Consider the following 20674-nt stretch of genomic DNA (forward strand, 5'->3'; position numbering starts at 1 on the left):
TTCATAAACTAGTTATGAGACAGCCTCTTCATTTTTATAAAAACTAAAACCCTTTTTATGAGAACTTTATTATTTTCATTGTTGTGCTTGCTATTTAGCCAAAGTTTGATGGCACAAGAAACAAAATCACCTTTTACTTTTGGTGTGAAAGGTGGATTGAACACCTCTGCTATTGTAGTAGCTGATCCGGATGACGGAGGGTTCCTTTTCGGTGGATTTGGTGGCGTTTATACCAACTACAAAATCAATGACCGATGGGCTTTACAAGCAGAAATCCAATATGGTCAGCATGGTGTATTTGGATTATTGGATATGTATGAATCCATGTATGCTTCAGACCTTGATCCTGATTTAGGGGACGATAAATTCTCTATTGAGATGGACGGTCGTTTAAATATAAGAACAGAATATTTATCCATTCCATTAGTTGCTCAATATTCTATGGGTAAGAAAAGAAACTGGACATTAGAAGGAGGTTTTATTGTTGGTTTCCTTACTCGTTCTAATCTTAGCTATGATGGAACTGCGACCTATAGAGAGTATTTAGATGGATCAGTGACTACTGAAGTGGATATTACAGATGACATTAATGCATTAATCAGCGAAACAGAGTTCAAACCAGTAGAAGTGAGTTTTACAATGGGATTGCAATACAAAGTACCTAACTCCAATTTTCATGTAGGAGGTAGAACAATTGTTGGTTTGAATAATATCAATGCTTCTCCTATTGAAGAGAACTGGATGAGAAATCTGAATCTTCAGTTAGGAGTTGGGTATACATTCTAATTTCTGCTGATAAAGAAACCCGTAATTATGTCAAATTAATTTACTACACACATCTATATATTTGCTTTTAACGGAGAAGAAACAACGTATTTCTTCTTCGTTTTTTTATGAAAAAGAAAAGTGACCTGATTGGGAGTGTGGCTGATCTTTTAGGGAGAGAAAAGGGTGATGCAACCACCTACATTTGTATTGTTATTAAAAACTACTGTGTTTTTAAAGCGCATTACTCAAGCATTAATTTATGAATGTTAATAATGTATTGCTAATAAAAAATACGTCGATTGAATTAAAACACAAAACTATCAACCTTATGTTACATCGATATTTGCTCCCTCTAGTATTGATATTTATGATATCTCCCTTGGCATACGGACAACGTAGGCAAGGTCTATCTCTACAAGGTGTTGTAGTAGATCAAGATGATATGCCTATTCCATTTTGTACTGTTGTGGTGAAGGGATTGGATAAAGGTGGATATACAAAAGAGGATGGGAGTTTTGAAATCAAAAATATACATCAAAAAGAAGTCGAATTAATCGTCAATCATATAGGGCATAAGACTGCCACGGTAAGTATTCAGTTATCTAAAAAGCATCATTCAGATATCATTATTCAATTAGAAAATGAGGATGTGAAATTGGATGAAGTTGTTGTATACGGAGAATCAGAGGCTACTAAAATGGAAAAAGAGGGGTATTCTTCTACATCGATTTCAACAGAGAAGTTTGAAATCCAATCCGTAGAATTGAATGCTATTTTGGATCAAACTTCAGGAATTAATGTGAGGAATGAAGGTGGTCTGGGCTCTAGAACACGATACAGTATCAATGGTTTGAGTGGTAATTCTGTGAGGTTCTTTATTGATGGAATTCCAATGGAATATTACGGTGCTTCTTATTCTTTAAACTCCATTCCTGTTTCATTAATTGGAGAAATGCAAGTTTACAAGGGGGTTGTTCCTGTTAATTTGGGAGCAGATGCATTAGGCGGAGCTGTGAATATTAAAACAAAAAATCAAAGTCAAAATACATTAGGCTTTTCTTATTCAGCTGGGTCATTTAATACGCATCAAGTAGCATTGAATGGTAATTACAGAAATAAAAATAATGGTCTAACATTCAGAGGTTCTGTATTTTACAATTACTCCGACAATAATTATAAGGTTTGGGGAGATGACGTTTACGTTGTAGATCCAAACACTGGTAGAATAGACCGGTCTATCGTTGCAGAACGTTTTAATGACGGGTTTGAATCGATGGGTACAAAAGTAGATTTCGGTTTTACAGATGTAAAATGGGCAGATCAATTGATGGTTAGCTTTCTGTACTCTGATATGTATAAAGAAGTACAACATGGAGCTACTATGAATGTCCCATTTGGTGAAAGATTCTACACACAAGGGAATATTGTTCCAAGTGTTCATTACAAGAAAAGTGATTTCTTGACAGAAGGATTAGAGGTAGACTTATTTACTTCTTATGCTATCAACTCAAGAACGCTGGTAGATTCGACGACCAACAAATACAACTGGCATGGAGATATTTGGGCACAAAATCCTAGTGGAGGTGAAGCAGGAACACCATTGCATTCTACTACGGATGAAGGCACATTGATTAATCGTTTTAATGCGAGCTACAGTATCAATGATCAGAATAGATTTAATTTTAATGTCATTCATACAGAATATAAAAGAACGGCATTCAACAGAAAGGCTCCAATTGGCCAAGATACTAGTAATAATTACACAAAGATGTCTAAGAATCTGATGGGTTTATCTTATTCCAACTCGTCTTTTAACGATCGATTAAGAACCAACGTTTTTGGTAAAGTCTATAATTACAGTGTCAATATGCTGGATCATGAATATAGAAATGGTGAGTACTATCCTGTATATCATTTCAATTCAGACAATAATTATGGGTATGGTATAGCCATCGGTTATGATGTTACAAATAACATCACTATCCAGCTTTCTTCTGAACAAGCGGTAAGATTACCAGAACCTGATGAGTTGTTTGGTAACTTCTCCGAAAATATTCACGCAGCCATTGATCTAAAACCGGAAGTGAGTAAAAATGTCAACCTAGGTTTACGATTTGGTGAATATCATTGGAATGAACATTCAATGACATTTTCGACAACATTATTCCATCGTTCCGTCTCGAATATGATTCAGCAGAGTACGCAGGTGGTAGATGGAGTAGACATTTTTGTCAATGAAAACTTCGGTGAAATTACTTCGAAAGGCATAGATTTTCAAATCGACTATGACTATAAACGTCAGTTTGAAATCATCTTGTCAGGGGCTTATAATGATACTAGGTATATGTCACTTTATGACATTTATGGGAGAGAAAACATGTATTATGGATCACGTTTGAAAAACGAACCATTCCTTCAGTTTAATTCCAGTGTCAGATATAGATTTAGTAAACAATGGATCAAAAAAGGAGAACTATCCATGTTTTGGAATATGCGATATGTCTATGATTACTACAGACATTGGGAAAATATAGGAAGCGATAACAAAGATATTATTCCAAGTCAGTTGATCAACGACTTCGGCGTTTCCTACAGATTACCTAACAATAAACTGGCATTGAGCCTTGACTTGAAGAATATGTTTAACACTCAGGTGTTCGACAACTTCGCCATTCAACAGCCAGGAAGGGGAGTTTATTTCAAAGTAAACTACACGATATTTTAAACACTAAATCAACAGCCTATCATTTCAATCATGGGAATAGAAGAATAGATACGATGACCATGTTTCAAGTGTTAAGCGTTAGCGTCACTTGGAACTGTTTGTTGGCGAAGTCTCCTGACTTCGAAATGAGTAAAATGTGGCTTTTAAAATTCGAAGTCGGGAGACTTCGCCAAAGTGTCATCACAAGTGACGCCTTACGGCTTAACACTTGCGATATGATAGGTAAACTACACGATATTTTAAAAAACAACATCAACAGCCTATGACATCAGTCATGGATTAGAGAATAGAAAAATAGATACGAAAATTATAAATAATCAAACCATGTTAAAAATTAATACAACAAAGAAATTAGCTTTTGGAGCAATGGCAGTATTGAGTACGCTTGCGTCATGCTCAAAAGACGATCATTCTTATGAAGGCGATAGACCAATAGATAAAGATGTATTTCATGTAGCTGCAGATGTTACAGATCCAGACGAAAATGTTTCTGTCTTTATGCAACCCACTACAAATGTTACAGATACTACTTTGACGTTTATAAATAATGGTTATGAAATGGATGGAGAGCGTTCTGCCAGAGTCTTAACCGCAGGTGGTAGAATCTATAATTTGAATTATGGAACAGGTCAAATCTATGAGTTGGAGCATAATGGAGCATCAAGTTATAATAAAGTAAGTGAGATCGATATCAGTCATTTAGTTGGTACACATCCAAGATATGCTGAAGTGAGTGACAATATGCTTTTGGCACATAATGTTGTTGAAACATTTAATGATGAAAATACAGAAGTTACAGTAACACTACAAATTGTAAAAATTTCTATTCCTGGTTTACACTTCAACGCCTCTACAGATTTTGTAGAACACAACTTGGGTACTTATAAGATTGGTGAGGCATACGTAAACAGAGTTGATGCTCCAGTAATCATGGGAAATAAGCTTTTCTATGGTGCACAGTACCGTTTATTAGGTCAACCCAACAACGGGGAACCTAGTACAGAACGTCCTGAAGAAATGGCGACTATAGTAGTTGATTATCCTAGTTTAGATGGTTTTAAAATCGTTACTACAGATGCATCGAAAGGAGATACGTATGGTTTCAGAGGAAAGTCAATGTACGTACATAATAATTTTGTTTATCAAGTCAATATGACCACTGAAGGTTCTGATGCAGTTATTGTGAGGTTGAATAGAGAAGGTGAATACGACAAAGATTATGTCTTTAATATAGCAAATCAATTTGGAAAATCAGTAGGAACAGTTAACTGGCATCATGTAGGAAATGGTAAAGGATATATCGCAATTGATGACCTAAGTATTGACCATAATAATTCTTATAATATGGCTTATATCGATGTAGATCAACAAGAAGTAGAAATACTTTATGACGTACCAAAATCTGGAATGTGGTTCTACCAATCAGGGGCTGTTCATGAAGGTAAATTCTATATGGCTGTTAGTCCGGTTGGATCGGATGCCTACATCTGGGAATTTGATGGAAATACAGCTCAAAAAGGAGCAAAACTAGATGGCGGTAACATTTACGTCCAAGGAATTTATAAATAAGACGATAAAGACTCATGCAACCCAATAGAGTTGTAGATGTTTGAATCTAAAGCCCATGACATCACTCATGGGTACAACACAAAAAGTTTAGAACCAATTAAGTCTAGGCAGAAGAATAAATTGGATGTTTTTATGCTAGAAGTCAGAGACTTCTAAATATCTTAAAAGCACAAGAGACGCTATCGCTTAACTCTTGCGCTAGGGAAAAGAAGTAAAACCACTGGCGCGAATGTTAAGCGACAGCGTCATTCGTGTCCCATTGATCATCAGAAATCACCGATTTCTAAATACTACTTATCTACCCCAATTTTAAATAAAGCCTCCAAATGCTTTTGTCTTAAATTTTCAATCAAAATGAAAAAGATACTTATTATACTTGCTACTATCACAGTTCTATTTTCTTGTTCAGAAGAGAAAGTGAAGAAATCAGGAATGGATTTCGAAAAACTAAAATTAGAATTAAATCTTTCAGTCGAACAAACATTAAAATATGATGAAATTATCAAGTTTTTTGATGAAGATAGAGCGTCCTTATTAGCGGATTTAGAAGCTTCAGGCAATGATTCTAAAAAAGAAAGAAATAAACTTCTACGTGTATCATATCAATATCAAGAGCATGTTTTAGAGAATATTCTAAATGAGGAACAGAAAGTAATCACTCATGAATTTATTAAAAGATATATGCCAGGTGTGGTAGATTATTCTGATGAATTGAAAGCAGAAGTGATCGAAACATTATCGTTGGATTCAGCTCAAGTAGATCAATATTTAGCGATAAATAATGCATTTGTTAAATCCTTCCATGATGCTCATGATAAATTCCATGGTAACAGACAAACTGCTTCAATGTATTGGAATCAATTTAATGAATCGAGAAAGTATGCCTTGAAGAAGGTGTTTTCTGAGGAGCAATATGCTCAGTATATTGAATTAACAATGAAAGAAAGTTATAGAGGTCAATTCACATCAAAATAATGAAACTCTCTAGATCTTTACTTCGAAAAAAGAGAAAAAACGAATCACTGTTGAAGTACTTTGTGTCCTTGTCACATTTGTGGCTTGGACTGCTTTCCAGTGTCGTTTTGATCGTAGTCTGCTTAACAGGTGCAGTGTTTGCTTTCAAAAATCAAATCACTGAATTACTAAATTATGATGTTGTTTTCAACAAAGATAAAAGTGCCAATGAATGGGTAACACCAGATGATATCAACATTGAATTTACAAGGAAAGGACTTGAAGTTAGAGCAATAGACTATCCGGCTGAATTCAATCGAAATGTTTTAGTTTCCTATCAAAACTCAACACTCGATCAAAAAGGAAGCGTTTATATTCACCCTTCCAATGGGGAAGTAATTGGTAAGCAATATGTATCCACAGCTCACTTCTTCCAAACAATAAAAGCCTTACATAAAAACCTTTTATTGGGTGAAGTGGGAAAACAGATCGTGGGCGTATCAGTAATCATTTTTGTTTTCCTTTTGTTGTCTGGAATTGTGCTTTGGTTTCCAAAAAACAAGAAACAATTGAAGGCAAGTTTGAATGTAAAGTGGTCTGCAAAATTGCCAAGAATCATTTATGATCTCCATAAAGTGATTGGTTTTTATTTCCTTTTCCCTTTGGTCTTTGTTTCTATTACAGGTTTGTATGTGGCATACCCTTGGGTAAAAAGTGCTGTTTTGGTTTCTTTGGGAGGTCAGCCTGTTCTAAATGAATCCAACAAAGAGGAAGTCCAAGGTGAACTTTCGGAAAAGTTTGCTTCTTTTTTAGAAGAATCACTAGAAATGAATAAGGTAGAAAAAGTAAACTTTGATGTTTCTCTTGATAATCTTCTTAAAGATGTAAATCAGCGTTTACCTTATAAAGGAAGTACAACGATATCATTAGCGGTTAATGATAAAACAGAAATTGAAGTAACTAAAATTAATCAAGAAGGTTGGATTAATATTATAGCACCCGATAAGGTGATTTATAATCAAAAAGGGGAGTTTAAAAAAGCGATTCTGTTTGAAGATTTCACACTAGCTGATCAGTTTAAAGCTGTTTCACTTCCACTGCATACAGGTAAGATTTTAGGTCTTCCAGGTGTTATTTTCTATTTCATTGTGACTTTGGTCGGGTGTGCTTTACCAATCACAGGAATATTGATTTGGGTTAGAAAACTTTAAATCCTTCAACATAAAAATACTATTATCATGAGCTACAAACGAAAAAACTATTTATTGATCACTGCCATTCTAACCATGATAGGGTTATGGAATGTTGATTTCAGTCAAAGAGAAAGAGTGAAAATAGCTGACTTGGAGCAGGAGGAAATTGAAGCAGAGGTTTGCTTCTATCAAAATGAAACAACCAAAAATGAAAATTGGTCGAAAATCAAGAAGACCTCAAAAAGTTATAAAAAACAGAGGTTTGGTTTGATTGCGATGAAGTAATATATTCTAAACCAACGAGCACCATCACTAAAGTGATGGGCAAGTAGTATATCCTCCGAGAACACTAAAGTGATGTCTACGGTATTAAAACTTCAAGACTTCAGTCTTGATAGTTTTATCATATTACCTGCCCATAGTTTTAACTATGGTGCACGTAAAGATTGTCCTTAAATCCTTATTCCTCATCAACCCATGAATTAATTCATGGATTGATGAGGACTTCTTATTTAGAAGGTAAAATTTCTTTAGGATTCACTCCTTTGATTTTCTTAAACATCTGCGAAAATTTAGAAGGAGTTTCATACCCCAAATCCAAGCTGATCTCTAAAATTGAATACTCTCCACTTTTTAATCTCCTCATGGCCTCATCCATTTTTACTTGCAGGTGATATTGGTAAACGGAGGTATTGAAAAGCGTTTTAAAATCCCTTTTAAGTTTTGAGACACTTACCCCAAAGTCCATCGCCAAATCGTTTAAAACAATTTTTTGGTCCAGACTATTCACTAGTTTTTTTCTTATTTCTAAAAGTCGTTGATAATCTTGAATGTGCAATCCATTAAAATCATCTTCTTTTCTTAATGAGATGATGGAATCAAAAAGCTTACTTAATATTTCAATACCCTTGGCTAAGATCAAAGGAGTGGGTTTAGTTGCGGACTCTTTGATTTTAAACATGTCATCCAATAAGATGATTAATTCTGCAGGAAGAGCTGTATGATAGGCAATACCTGTATCCTCTGGGAAAATTGTATTGATTTCCTCCAAATATTCAGGCATTATCTCTTTAATTATTTTTTTGGAAATACGAAAGCCAACAGTCTGTATTCTAGTATTTGCAGGTGCAGAGTTATTGATCTCAAAAAGGCCATTATGCATAAGCACTCTTTTTTGACTATCTGCTTTTAGATACTCTTCTTTGTCATCAAAGAAATGGTTAATCTCTCCATTTTTAATCAAGTTGATATGTAACAATTCAGGGTCTTCGTCTGTAGTTCTTGAAGTTGTAAAGTTTAGATCTGATAAAAAATCAATTAATAGAATCTCAAACTTTTCCCAGTATAAATAAATATCAAACTCAATTTTTGATTTCCCTTTTTTATATCTGTACTGATGATCATCGAGGAACTCACCACCAAACTCTTGAAGTAGATTTTCTACAAGGTTGACGGTCATGCCTTCTTTAAAATTGAGATTAAACGTATCCATATTTCTAATTTTTTGCAACATCTAATTTAGGTAATTACAATAGATAGTTTCATAAAAAAGGAGTTTAATTTTAGAACAAAAGTTAAACTATTTGAGAGGAGATTAAGCATAAAGCAACATGGTCTTTTTGGGTGTGACGCTGGTCTTTTTGGAAGAGAATTTGGCCCTGAACTGCCCTAGATTTGTACTATCAATAATTAATAAAGAAAACTCAAGACGAAAATGCTTCTTATTAAACTATTGATTTACAATTATCAAAAATACAAATAGATTATGAAAAAATTATTAGCACTAGCTTTAGCTGCCGGTACTTTCTTGTCTTGTACAGCACAAGACACAAAGCAAGAGGAAGTAAGAGAATATTCTCCCTATATCGGAGATTTTGATCCGGGCCCACTTCCTGAAAATTATGATAAACCACTATTTGGTGATACACACTTCCATACATTCTGGTCAACAGATGCAGGATTCTTGGGTATCGAGCCAGGTCCAGATATTGCTTACCGCGCTGCAAGAGGTGAAGAAGTAACTGCACAGTCTGGATTTAAATTTAAATTAATTCGTCCTTTAGACTTCGTATTACTTTCTGATCACGCTGAGAACTTAGGTCTTTCAGATTTTATTCGTAACGAAGATCCACTTTTGCAGAAAAGTGAAGCGGGTAAACGTTGGTTGGAGATGTTTAAAAACGGAGAAGGTTATAATGCATATTTAGAATGGGCTCGTAATATCAATACAGACCAAATTAATGTACCTGAAATGGTAGAAACGATTTGGGGACGTGTGGTTGATAATGCTGAAAAATATAACGAGCCAGGTAAATTTACGACGTTCATTGGTTATGAATTTACTTCAGCTCCTAACTCTAATAACTTACATAGAAACTTAATCTTCAGAGATGGTGCAGAGGAAACACTTCAGTACTTCCCATATTCTGCTTTCGATTCTGGAAACCCAGAAGATATGTGGAAATTCTTAGCGGAGTATGAAGAAACTACTGGTGGTCGAGTATTGGCTATCCCTCACAACCCGAACTTCTCAAACGGATTAATGTTTGATGATAAAACGTATGAGGGTAATGAGTTAACAAAAGAGTGGGCTGAAACAAGAAGCCGTTTTGAAACAATGGTTGAGGTTTCACAAATGAAAGGTGATTCTGAGGCGCATCCTAATATTTCTCCAGATGATCAATTTGCTGATTTCGTGACAATGTCACGTGGTAACATGATGGGTTCTGTAGAGAAAACAGACGATATGCTTTACAAAGAGTATGCTCGTTACGCTTACTTAGAAGGTCTTAAAATCGAACGTAAGATTGGTATCAACCCTTACAAATTCGGTATGATTGGTTCAACAGATGCACACGGTGGTATCTCATCTCAAAGAAATGAAAACTACTTTGGTAAAGGTGCATTTATGGAGCCAAGTCCAGGACGTGGAGATGGTATCATGGTAAAAGGTATCAAAGAAGAACTTTCAATTATGAGAGGTGAAAATGGTGCTGGTGGTCTTTGTGCAGTTTGGGCAAAAGAGAACACTCGTGAGTCAATCTTTGACGCAATGGAGCGTAAAGAAGTGTATGCTACTTCAGGTACTCGTATGTCAGTTCGTGTATTCGGTGGATTTGATTTCTCAAGCAACGATTTAGATAACTTAGTAGATAACGGTTACGCTAAAGGTGTACCAATGGGTGGCGATATTGACGCTAACAACGGTAAAACTCCAGGTTTCATGATCAGAGCTCAAAAAGACCCTGACGGTGCAAACTTAGATCGTGTACAAGTAATTAAAGGTTGGATCGATGCTGACGGTAATACGTTCGAAAAAGTATTTGATGCAGCTGTTTCAGATAACCGTAAGATCAACAAAGCAGGTGTTTGTGAAACAAATGTAGGTTCGACTATCGACTATGATAAGGCAACTTATACAAACGATATCGGTGCTGAAGAATTAGTAACTTACTGGGAAGATCCTGAGTTTGACGCTTCACAAAATGCATTCTACTACGTAAGAGTTTTAGAAATCCCAACTCCACGTTGGACACTTTATGACCAAGTATTCTTCGGTTCTAAAGTAGGAGAGGGTGTTAAGTTAGAAACACAAGAAAGAGCTTATGCATCACCAATTTGGTACAATGCAAAATAATCTTTCATACGTTATTGTTTAGATGAGTAGTAAAGCAGCAACTGAATTATTTCGGTTGTTGCTTTTTTATTTTATCACAGTCACATCTGTAGGCTTCATTCCTTTCACCTTTTTGAACATTCTAGAAAACGTCGCTAAATTTTTATAGCCCAAATCATATCCAACTTGGCTCACGGTATATTTACCACTTTGGAGAAGTTTATAAGCTTCATCCATTTTATAATTCATATGGTATTGATAAACAGATGTGTTGAAAACCGTTTTAAAGTCCCTTTTCAATTTAGAAACACTAATACCAAATTCTGATGCGATTTCCTCTAGTACAATTTTATCCTCGAAATCAGATTGTAATCGTTCTTTTATCTCAAGTAGTCGATTATAATCTTCAATATGCAAACCATACAACTCATCTTTACCAATAAGATTTTGAATCGATTTGATGGTATAAGCAAATAATTCTAGCCCTTTGGACATGATAAGTGGTTTTTTTAAATCATCCAAAGTCAGAAGATGAAATAATTCATCCTGTAAAAGCTCTAATTCGTTAGTCTTTTTTAAGTGATATCTTAAAGGTGAATTATTAGGAAATAGCTCTTCATAAAATGAGTTTGAATTTGGAAATAATTGGTAAAAAGTCTCCTTTTTTATTTTAAAACCAATGGCTTGATAAGGCTTCGTCGGGAGAATAGTCTCAAGCGGAAATGAACCATTAGAAATAAACATGTCATTTGAATCTTCTTGCTTAATGACCTCTTTTTCGTCTTCAAATTGATGATGCATAACCCCTTTCCGAAGTACACTGATATGCAGATCATAACCTTTTTGATTTTCAATTCTTTCAACAAAAACAGGATACTTCATATCGGCTCCACCGACAACCAATTGAAATCCCGGAATGAGCTCCAATAACATCCAATCAATTCTCCCTAATCTATTATTTAAAGTATACTCGTTATCCTTAAAATTTCCCCCAAGATTATCAAGAAATGAATCGATATAGTTATTGATATCGCCTTCATTTACTGTAAATCGTATTTCTTTTCCTGCATCCATATTTAATTAAATATTCTATTCAATTTAGAGCTTTTGTGTAAAATCTTAAAGCTTTTGTGTCAATAAATCGTACTCTTTGTTGAGTATTTTTGTAATGTAGTAAGAGCAAACTCAAAGTTGTATAGAACACGTAAATATAAGTTTAGTAGTTTAAGTTATAAAAAAATCCACTTCAATGTTTAAAGTGGATTTTTCTTTATATAAGACTTTTCAATTTCATTTAGAAATCAAATGTTTCAGGATCTGGACCAACACGTTTTCCTTCATTCATCTCTGCAATTTTATCCATATCTTCTTTCGATAATTCAAAATCAAAGATTTGATAATTGGCTTCAATTCTTGATGGGGTAACTGACTTAGGCAATGCATTCACACCTCTTTGTAAGTGCCATCTTAACATCACTTGAGCAGTAGATTTTCCATACTTTTCACCAATTGCTGTAAGCGTTTCATCTTGGAATAAAGCTGCCTGCATTAATGGTCCCCATGCTTGAACTTGAATTCCTCTTTCCTTACAGTAAGCAATCAAGTCCGCTTGTTGTAATTTAGGATGAATCTCCACTTGGTTGATAGCTGGAACAACACCTGATTCCTCTAAATCTTTTAAATGATGAGGATTGAAGTTAGAAACGCCAATAGATTTGATCAAACCTGATTTTTGTAACTCAATTAATTGATCCCAAGCTTTCACATAACCTTTTGCAGGCCAGTGAATCAAGTATAAATCAATGTAGTCTAACTGAAGTTTCTTCAAACTTAATTTTAATGCTTCCTCAGCATTTTCATTTCTAATATCCTCATTCCAAAGCTTTGTTGTGATAAACAATTCTTCTCTAGGAACACCAGATTCTTTAATTGCTTGACCCACACCTTCTTCATTCTCATAAATCATAGCGGTATCAATGTGACGGTAACCTGCTTTCAAGGCCGCCAATACAGCTTGTTTTACTTCTTCGTCTTTTGATAAATAGGTACCAAAACCAAGGCTAGGGATTTGATTCCCATCATTTAGATTCATCATTTTATTTATAGGTTTATTGCATTGCAATTGAAGTTTTGTGAAACATTAAGAGGTAAGACTTTCAATCATCTTTCTTCTTCATTTTTGTCTTGAAACAAAAACGAAGCAAAAAATTCAAGGCTTAGAAGTCAAAAGCTAAATTCCATTTCACTCACCTAAATGATTTTAAACTCGCTTTGCTCAAACACTAAAATCATTATTAACGGCTTGTTCAATGTAATTCTTAACGCTTTTCCCTTCAATGCCACAAGAGGCACTACTAAAATAATAGTAATTCCACTAATTCATATTTTAAAATGAAGTGCTATTTCTAAATTCTTCAAAGTCTCAACAAAAGCTTTGTATACAATGAATTTATATTATTTCTTATTTAAGAATCGTATCATTTCTATTGTATGATAGGTAGACTTTCCTATGCTTCCTTTCAGTTCAGAAGTGATCGGTTGATCCTCTTTTGTAGCATAAAAATACTCCCCTCCATATTTACGGTCAACAAAGGTATTAAAGAAATATTGTTCAAACAAATGTTCTTCGTCACCATATTTTCCTTCATACAATGACAATGCTATGATTGCTTCAGCATGTTGCCACCAAGTCTTTCTGTTGTCCAAAACTTTAGAAGTGTTTGGGTCAAATTCTGAATAAAATCCCCTTTGTATTTTTTGCTGGTGAAAAATATCCTTCTTCAAAGTGATATCAATAATCTGTTGTCCTAGCTTCTTATATCTCTCTTTTGTTTCATGATCTAGAAATTGGAATTTTGAAGCTCTGAGTAATAAAGCGGATAGCTGGAAATTATGACCTACTGTAACGGTAAAATCCATTGTTCCATCTTCCTTTATTTTTGGAGACCAATCATCATTGAATTGCACATTTACCCATTCTGTATTTTGATTCCACCCATATTGATACAACAGAGATAAGTTTTCTTTTATCTGACTTTCATAAAGCTCCTTATGTTCTTGATCAGCTTCCCAAAGGTTGATCATATAAGCCGTCAATGGATACATCAAAGATTGTAATGATTTTGATCCAGTAACTTGTCCTTTTTCAACATCATAATTTCCCCATAGACCACCTTTTTCTGTATCTCTAAATCGAGCAATAAATCCATGATGAAGCTCATGAAGAATAGGCAATAATTCAGGATTTTTCGTTTGTCGGTATAACTCAGACAATCCACATAATCCGTACGCCTGTTGCCAAACATCCAAAGAGGTTTGGTTTCCTGCTTTTGCTTTTTCAACATATGAATGTGAGAAAGATCCCTTATCTGATTTCCCAATAAGATTTTGCTTTTGGAATTCAGCGACTTTTTGGGCTTTTTCCAAGTAGGCAGGATCATATTTTGATGCAAATGAAAGGCCGTAGATCAATCTACTTGTGGCTACTGTATACACTTTATTGGAAACTACCTTTCCTTCATTATCAATTTCAGAATAATAGGTTCCTAGTTCTTCAGACCATGCATGATCATCAAAAAAGCCAATGAGTTGCTTGGCTTGTTGTTCATACAGATCCGTTACTTTTTCTTTTTCACTTGGTTTAGAACATCTAAAAAACAGGAGGGAAGTAAGTAAGATAGTTAAGTATTTAATTTTCATATTTCATTTTTTATTTATTGAGAGCCAAAGTTAAGAGGAGTTCTTTGAATCACAAAACCCACCAATAACCGATAATTTTATATCATGTGTATTGATGGGTTAAATGATGGATAAAATTATTTCACAACCTCAACCATAGTTTGTTGAAGATGCTTAAATCTCAAGTTATTTTTAGAAATTTTCTCGTTTTTACGACTAGAAATTAATACTTCTACTTTTTGGTGTGGTAAAACATCAAAGTAGTTGTCTGTTAATTCCGCTTGTTCTTGATTTACTTCAATAAATAAATTTTTAACCAGCTGATCAGAAGAGACTGTCACTAACAAGTCATTACCTTTCTCCGTAAACGTATACTCCAATTCAGGTTGAGGTAAACTCAATTCTTTCTGTAGAACAAAATAATGATAATCTGTATCTACAACCTCCTCTTTATTTTTTAGAGTAGTTACCAATAAGATCTCATCTGATTTACTTTGTTTTATGATCTCTCCAATTTTATTTGAGAATACTTCTGCTGTCATATTGGCTTCGATAGGTTGGATTTCCTTAGAAATATCAAATAATACTTTGCCTTCAAAATTCATCAGTTTGATATTCAACTCTGATTCATCTTTAATATCAATATCAGAAGCAATTCTCACCGAAAGCTTTTTATCATCATGATTTACAATCAAAGAAGTATTCTTATTCACGTCTTTTGCAAAATACTGTAAGGCTTTCCATTCACCATAAAAATCCATAGAAGACCATGAAGCTACAGGCCAACAATCATTGAGTTGCCAATATAAAGAACCCATACAATAAGGCATTTTTTCTCTATGTGCCTGTATTGCGGAGTAAATACTTTCCGCTTGTAAAAGTTGTCCAACATAAAGGAAATCTTCAAAGTCAGTAGGCACTTGATAATGATCTTCCATGTATTTTTTGATTCTCAAATTACCAATGCCACTTCTTTGGTGAGAGGCCATCACTTCCGACTCAATATCATAATCCTCTGGAATTGTATATTTCTTCACCGATTTGAACTCGGGGAAAGATTGGAAACCGTATTCACTCATAAAACGTCCAATGTACTTTCTGAAATCTGAGAAAGGATGTTCTCCGTGCCAAACACCCCAATAGTGCATATCTCCAGAACGGTGCTCATAATGTGCTATTTCACCATCACCACCTGTAGGAGAAGAACGCCAGTAGAATTGATCATCTGTATATTCAGTCACTACTTCAGGCAATAACTCATGGAACACTTTTTCATAATCTCTCCAAATGTCTTTTCGTTGGACAGGAGTGTATTGTTGTTTCCAACCCCAACCCATGTCTTCACGACCTGGAGCCCAAGCCATTTCCATTTCATTATTACCACACCAAAGTGCAATACTTGCATGATTTCTCAATCGTTTTACATTATCAATCGCTTCCTGTTTCACACTTTCTAAAAAGGCTTTATCTCCAGGGTACATCGAACAAGCAAACATAAAGTCCTGCCAAACTAAAATTCCTTTTTCATCACATAAATCATAGAAGATGTCATTTTCATAAATACCACCACCCCAAACTCTTAACATGTTCATATTGGCATCTAAAGTAGACTGAATCATATGATGGTAAGTAGAATCAGATACTCTTGGGAGGAATAAATCATTAGGAATATAGTTGGCTCCTTTGGCAAATACAGGGCGACCATTTACTTCAAAATAGAAACTTTTTCCATTACCGTCTTCATCCGGTTTTTGCACTACTTTGATGGTTCTTAATCCAATTCTCTCTTTATGAATATCCAATAATTCAGCATCCTCATAAAGCTCAATTTCCAATTGATATAAATGTGGATCTCCCAAATTTGCAGGCCACCATAGCTCAGGGTTTTCAATGGTAAATTGCTGAGAAATAGAAGTAGCATTAGCTTCAGATGTAGTTTCGTTCACCACTTTACCATCAATTTTAGCCACCACTTTCAAAGCCTTCTTTGAAGGTTGATCTAATGCAGTTGTAATGGTTAAATCCGCTTTTTCTTGATTTGTATTTTGATGTACTAATACATTGTCAATCTTATTATTATCCCATAACTGAACCGTTACATCTCTCCAAATTCCGGAAGTCACTAATCTCGGACCCCAATCCCAACCATAATGATAACCTGCTTTACGCGTGAAAATGGAAACTTGCTTATCACCTAATTCACCAATTTCAGACTGATCATTGACAGCAGGAAGTCCATAACCATGCTTTTCTAATTCCACTAATCCTTTTTGAATAGGAGACTCCAATACCACTCTTAAAGTATTTTGACCTTCTTTAATAAATGGCTTGATATCAAAATCCCATTCTCTAAACATATTGTCTGTTTCTCCCACTTTTTGATCATTGATGTAGACAATGCCATACGTATCAATTCCATCAAAATGAAGGTTGATATGTTGATTATTAAGAGAAGATTGTTCAATGTTGAATGCCGTTTTATATTCCCAGTCTACTTTGTCAATCCATTGTACTTCTCTTTCATTCATGCGGTAATAAGGATCTTCAATTTTACCATTATTCATAAGGTCGGTGTGTACAGTTCCCGGCACCTCTGCTTTCATCCACTCTGACTTTTCGACTTGTTTAAATTCCCAATGATCTAATAGGGAAATGGTCTGTTTGTTCATTTTTTGATTTTGATTTACTTTGTGACAAGAGGTTAAAAAAATTAAGCTCATACTTAATATACCTGCAATCAGTTGTAGTTGGTAGTATTTATTCATCGACATACTTATTAAAATAAAGAGTTAGAATTGTATTGTTTACAAATCTATTCGAGCCGGGTAAGAGGAATGGGTAAATTTTATTTTAAAAGCGGTATGTCAAAAGAGAAAAGGTAAAAAATGTACATTTTAAATAGGTAATTATTTATCATTTTTGATAAATATGGCACTGCTTAGAGGATGTTATTATTGAATGAAAAAGACTTTCAAACTACTTAATTGTCTGAAAGTCTTGCATTTTAGAATTAATCCATCTTATAATTATTATAGGCGTTACCATTTGGATAAGAGACTAGTTCCAATTGCATGCCCCATGGTGATAAAAAGTAAACCCAGCTTTCACCTGCACTAGGTCCCTCTGTCATGATGGTAGGTTCTCCTTGTACTTCCAAACCTTGATCCTTCAGATACCGCACTGCTACATCTATATCTTCCACATAGAATGCTAAATGTCGTCCACCCCAGTCACAATTCTTTGGCATTTTTTGATTTTGTTCACCTTCAGGGGTTTCAAATTCAAATATCTCCATATTTGAACCATTTCCACATTCTACAATAGCAACCTCAGGAATCTTGGTTCTAGGATGTACACCTAAATGTTTTTCCATCCAATCATCATCCGCTCCAAAGGGGCCAATTTTATACACCACTTTAGCTCCAATTATATTTTCAAAGAAGTCAACAGCTTCTTTCAAGTTTGGAACAGTAAAACCAAAATGTTCAATTCCTTTATTACCAGGTAATCCTTTTGTTTTCATATTATGATTTCGACAAGATTAAATAGTTAGTGTTTTTAATTTATTGGTAATCAATTAATTATCAAACCTTAATCAATAGTTTAATCTTATCTATACTTCTCTTACAATTCTAATGATAATGAAGTAAGTCAATGGTGATAGATGAAAAAATGTATTTTTTTGAATAAAAAATTATGCATATGCCAATGTTTAGTACATGAACTATTATGCTTTTTTATGGTACTATTTCAATTTATGCCTTTAAATCACTCCATAAATCCTCAATTTTAGTGCTCATTCTGATAATCACATTACACAAGTAATAGATTGCCAATGAATTATTATTCTTGATTCTTGGTTTTAAGTTTAGATTTGAAAATATTCAATAATGTTAAACCTTATGAAAGTTCACTACCTATTACAAATTGCGATTCTGTCATTACTTTGGTCATGTGCGACAACTATCACTGATGATACGACACCTATCACGGATAACACATCTCAAACTACAACGAGTTCTTTTGCAGATGTAACAGTACCCGAAGGGTTCAACTATTCAACCTCAAAAGAGTTACACATAAAAGTAATATCTCCTAATTACCCAAGACAAAGTATGCTTCAACTATACTACATTGATAATAATGAGGAAAAGGTTGAAATTCAAAATGCCGTTTCAACTGAAATGGGAGCTTTTGAAACTGTCATTACTGTACCTTCCTATGTAGAAAAGCTATACATGACGAAAAATGCAGTAGGTCTGATATGGGAGGAAGAAGTAAATGTAGTCTCCAATTTTTTAACTTTCTCATTTGATGAAAACTCTAATATGATTGATAGTTTTGCTTACGATCAATTTTCCTCAAACAAAAGAACAAGGAGTTCATGTGAAGATTATTTGGTAGCGATAAACGGTAAAGGCAAAGCATTTACGATTCATCAGGAAAATGATTACACTATCACCGAATACCCTGATATATATGAAAATAGCTATGCAATGGCTTACGATCAAGAAAATGATGTCATGTACTATGATGTAAAGGGTAATTTATATAGTCATACTTTATCTACAGGTGTCTCAGTATTAATTGATACTATGAGAACTATAGATAACAATTTAAATAATGGTTACCCCCGAATGACTCTTAAGGATGGTAAACTGTACATCGGTACAAAAGGAGCCTATGCAATATTAGACCCTTCTGACGGATCTGTTTTAAAAAATATCTCTGTACAAAACCTACCTGATTCAAAAAATAAAGGCGGTGATTTAGTATTTGATTCAAAAGGAGACTTATACCAAGCTTGTAGCGGAGGTTTATACAGATTAGATATGAATTCAGATACAACGGTATATACGGCGACAAGAATTAGTGCTGATAATTTTCCATACTATTTAACAGGTGTAGCCATTGATCGTTTTGATAACATCTATGTATCCACAAATGGAAAAAATTCGAAAATTATACGAATGGACAAAAATGATGGTTCATATGCCATTGTAAAACGATACAATAGAAACATCAATGACTTGGCCGCGTTTATCTGTTCCGAAGATGATTTTGTGAATGACGATGCCGATGGAGATGGTATAAGTGATGGTTTTGATGAATATCCAAATGATCCTACGATGGCATTTAATAACTACTACCCAGGAAGAAATGGGTTTGGTACTTATGCCTTTGAAGATTTATATCCCAATGAAGGAGATTATGATTTTAATGATGTAATAGTTCACTACAGACATAATTATATTACAAATGCTAGAAATGAAGTAGTGAAGGTAAAAACAAAATATGTGGCTAAAAGTGTGAAAGCAGCTTTCAATTCTGGTTTTGGAATTGCCATGCCATTCCACATCGATTCTCTAGCCTCAGTAACTGGATCTGTAATAAATACCAACCTTGTATCATTGAATGGGAAAGGAACTGAAACAGGCGTTAGTGATGATCATCCTGTAATTATTGTATTTGATAATCAAAATGCCATTGTCAAAAATACAGGAAACATTAAATTTAGTGACCCTATTGATATGGAGATGGTCTTTACTTCACCTATTTCAGTAGAAACATTAGGTTTTGCAGATTTCAATCCATTTATTTTTGCTCAAGAAAGAGCAAGAGAAATCCATTTACCTGGCCACGAACCAACCATTAAGTTTAATACTGCTTACAGAACAGCCGGTGTTGATGCTGGTGACTATAGAACTGGTTCAGGACACCCTTGGGGCTTAAGTATTACACACAAGTTTCATCCTCCAAAAGAGAACATCGACATCACAAGAGCTTACAATAACTTTGTAAGGTTTGTCACCTCCAATGGTCTATCCTTCAGAAATTGGTATACCGATGATGAAGGGAATAGAAATACTGATAAGATGTATTTAGACCTAGAAGAAGTAGAAGATTAGATTTCAAGTTTCATATTAGTTGTAATGGAAAGGCCATCATTGTTGATGGTCTTTTTCTATATGTGATGAAGTCTCATATTGATCGAAAAATGAAGAGAAAACTCTTGACTTTTGATTTGTAATCAGGATTGGTCTTGAAGGGAAAAGCGTGAAGAAACGAAGAGGAAAGTAGATCCTATTGATGCTTGTATAAAAGTAACTTTTAATCTATAATTCTACTAGATTTTATTGGGTCTACTTTCAAACTTCTTTCTTCTTCATT

14 protein-coding genes are annotated in these 20674 nt (G+C 34.4%); 8 read left to right on the forward strand and 6 right to left on the reverse strand.

Annotation, left to right across the window (positions count from 1 at the left end; all coding sequences use genetic code 11):
* Positions 1 to 57 precede the first annotated feature (57 nt).
* The 6 genes from PL77_RS28290 (at position 58) to PL77_RS28315 (ending at position 7494) form a co-directional block, all read left to right on the forward strand.
* Positions 58 to 786 carry a porin family protein gene (locus PL77_RS28290; RefSeq protein ID WP_082026780.1) on the forward strand — a complete coding sequence of 243 codons (729 nt, stop codon included), beginning with the start codon at positions 58 to 60 and terminating at the stop codon, positions 784 to 786.
* 349 nt (positions 787 to 1135) lie between these two features.
* Complete coding sequence (locus PL77_RS28295; protein ID WP_052444814.1) at positions 1136 to 3493, forward strand: TonB-dependent receptor; 2358 nt, start codon at positions 1136 to 1138, stop codon at positions 3491 to 3493.
* Between the two features lie 324 nt (positions 3494 to 3817).
* A complete protein-coding gene (locus PL77_RS28300; protein ID WP_044212988.1) occupies positions 3818 to 5062 on the forward strand; it encodes a hypothetical protein in 1245 nt (414 codons plus the stop codon).
* Positions 5063 to 5416: 354 nt separating this feature from the next.
* Complete coding sequence (locus tag PL77_RS28305) at positions 5417 to 6037, forward strand: hypothetical protein (protein ID WP_044212989.1); 621 nt, start codon at positions 5417 to 5419, stop codon at positions 6035 to 6037.
* Complete coding sequence (locus PL77_RS28310) at positions 6037 to 7227, forward strand: PepSY domain-containing protein (protein WP_044212992.1); 1191 nt, start codon at positions 6037 to 6039, stop codon at positions 7225 to 7227. Before PL77_RS28305 ends, PL77_RS28310 begins: the two co-directional genes overlap by 1 nt.
* A gap of 27 nt (positions 7228 to 7254) precedes the next feature.
* Positions 7255 to 7494, forward strand: a complete 240-nt coding sequence (locus tag PL77_RS28315) for a hypothetical protein (protein WP_156152588.1) — start codon at positions 7255 to 7257, stop codon at positions 7492 to 7494.
* A gap of 223 nt (positions 7495 to 7717) precedes the next feature.
* Here PL77_RS28315 and PL77_RS28320 read toward each other — a convergent pair whose 3' ends face one another.
* Positions 7718 to 8701, reverse strand: a complete 984-nt coding sequence (locus PL77_RS28320; protein ID WP_172665968.1) for an AraC family transcriptional regulator — start codon at positions 8699 to 8701, stop codon at positions 7718 to 7720.
* 273 nt (positions 8702 to 8974) lie between these two features.
* Here PL77_RS28320 and PL77_RS28325 point away from each other — a divergent pair, with 273 nt between their 5' ends.
* Positions 8975 to 10846 (forward strand): DUF3604 domain-containing protein, encoded by a 1872-nt coding sequence (locus tag PL77_RS28325; protein ID WP_044212998.1) that lies wholly within the window; start codon positions 8975 to 8977, stop codon positions 10844 to 10846.
* Between the two features lie 66 nt (positions 10847 to 10912).
* Here the strand turns inward: PL77_RS28325 and PL77_RS31205 are convergent, their stop codons facing one another.
* The 5 genes from PL77_RS31205 to PL77_RS28350 all read right to left on the reverse strand — a co-directional run bounded on the left by PL77_RS31205 (position 10913) and on the right by PL77_RS28350 (position 18026).
* A complete protein-coding gene (locus tag PL77_RS31205; RefSeq protein WP_052444815.1) occupies positions 10913 to 11899 on the reverse strand; it encodes an AraC family transcriptional regulator in 987 nt (328 codons plus the stop codon).
* Positions 11900 to 12119: 220 nt separating this feature from the next.
* Entirely contained in the window at positions 12120 to 12920 is an 801-nt protein-coding gene (locus tag PL77_RS28335) for an aldo/keto reductase (protein ID WP_044213001.1), read from the reverse strand.
* Between the two features lie 359 nt (positions 12921 to 13279).
* Entirely contained in the window at positions 13280 to 14524 is a 1245-nt protein-coding gene (locus PL77_RS28340; RefSeq protein WP_044213004.1) for an AGE family epimerase/isomerase, read from the reverse strand.
* A gap of 116 nt (positions 14525 to 14640) precedes the next feature.
* The gene (locus PL77_RS28345; protein ID WP_052444816.1) at positions 14641 to 17268 is read right to left on the reverse strand and encodes a glycoside hydrolase family 2 protein; all 2628 of its coding nucleotides are present in this window, start codon (positions 17266 to 17268) and stop codon (positions 14641 to 14643) included.
* 245 nt (positions 17269 to 17513) lie between these two features.
* A complete protein-coding gene (locus PL77_RS28350; protein ID WP_044213007.1) occupies positions 17514 to 18026 on the reverse strand; it encodes a VOC family protein in 513 nt (170 codons plus the stop codon).
* Between the two features lie 379 nt (positions 18027 to 18405).
* Between PL77_RS28350 and PL77_RS28355 the strand changes: the two genes are divergently transcribed.
* Positions 18406 to 20412, forward strand: coding sequence for an LruC domain-containing protein (locus PL77_RS28355; protein ID WP_172665969.1), 2007 nt, complete (start codon positions 18406 to 18408; stop codon positions 20410 to 20412).
* Positions 20413 to 20674 lie beyond the last annotated feature (262 nt).

Source organism: Flammeovirga sp. OC4 (assembly GCF_000812565.1).
Taxonomy (GTDB): domain Bacteria; phylum Bacteroidota; class Bacteroidia; order Cytophagales; family Flammeovirgaceae; genus Flammeovirga.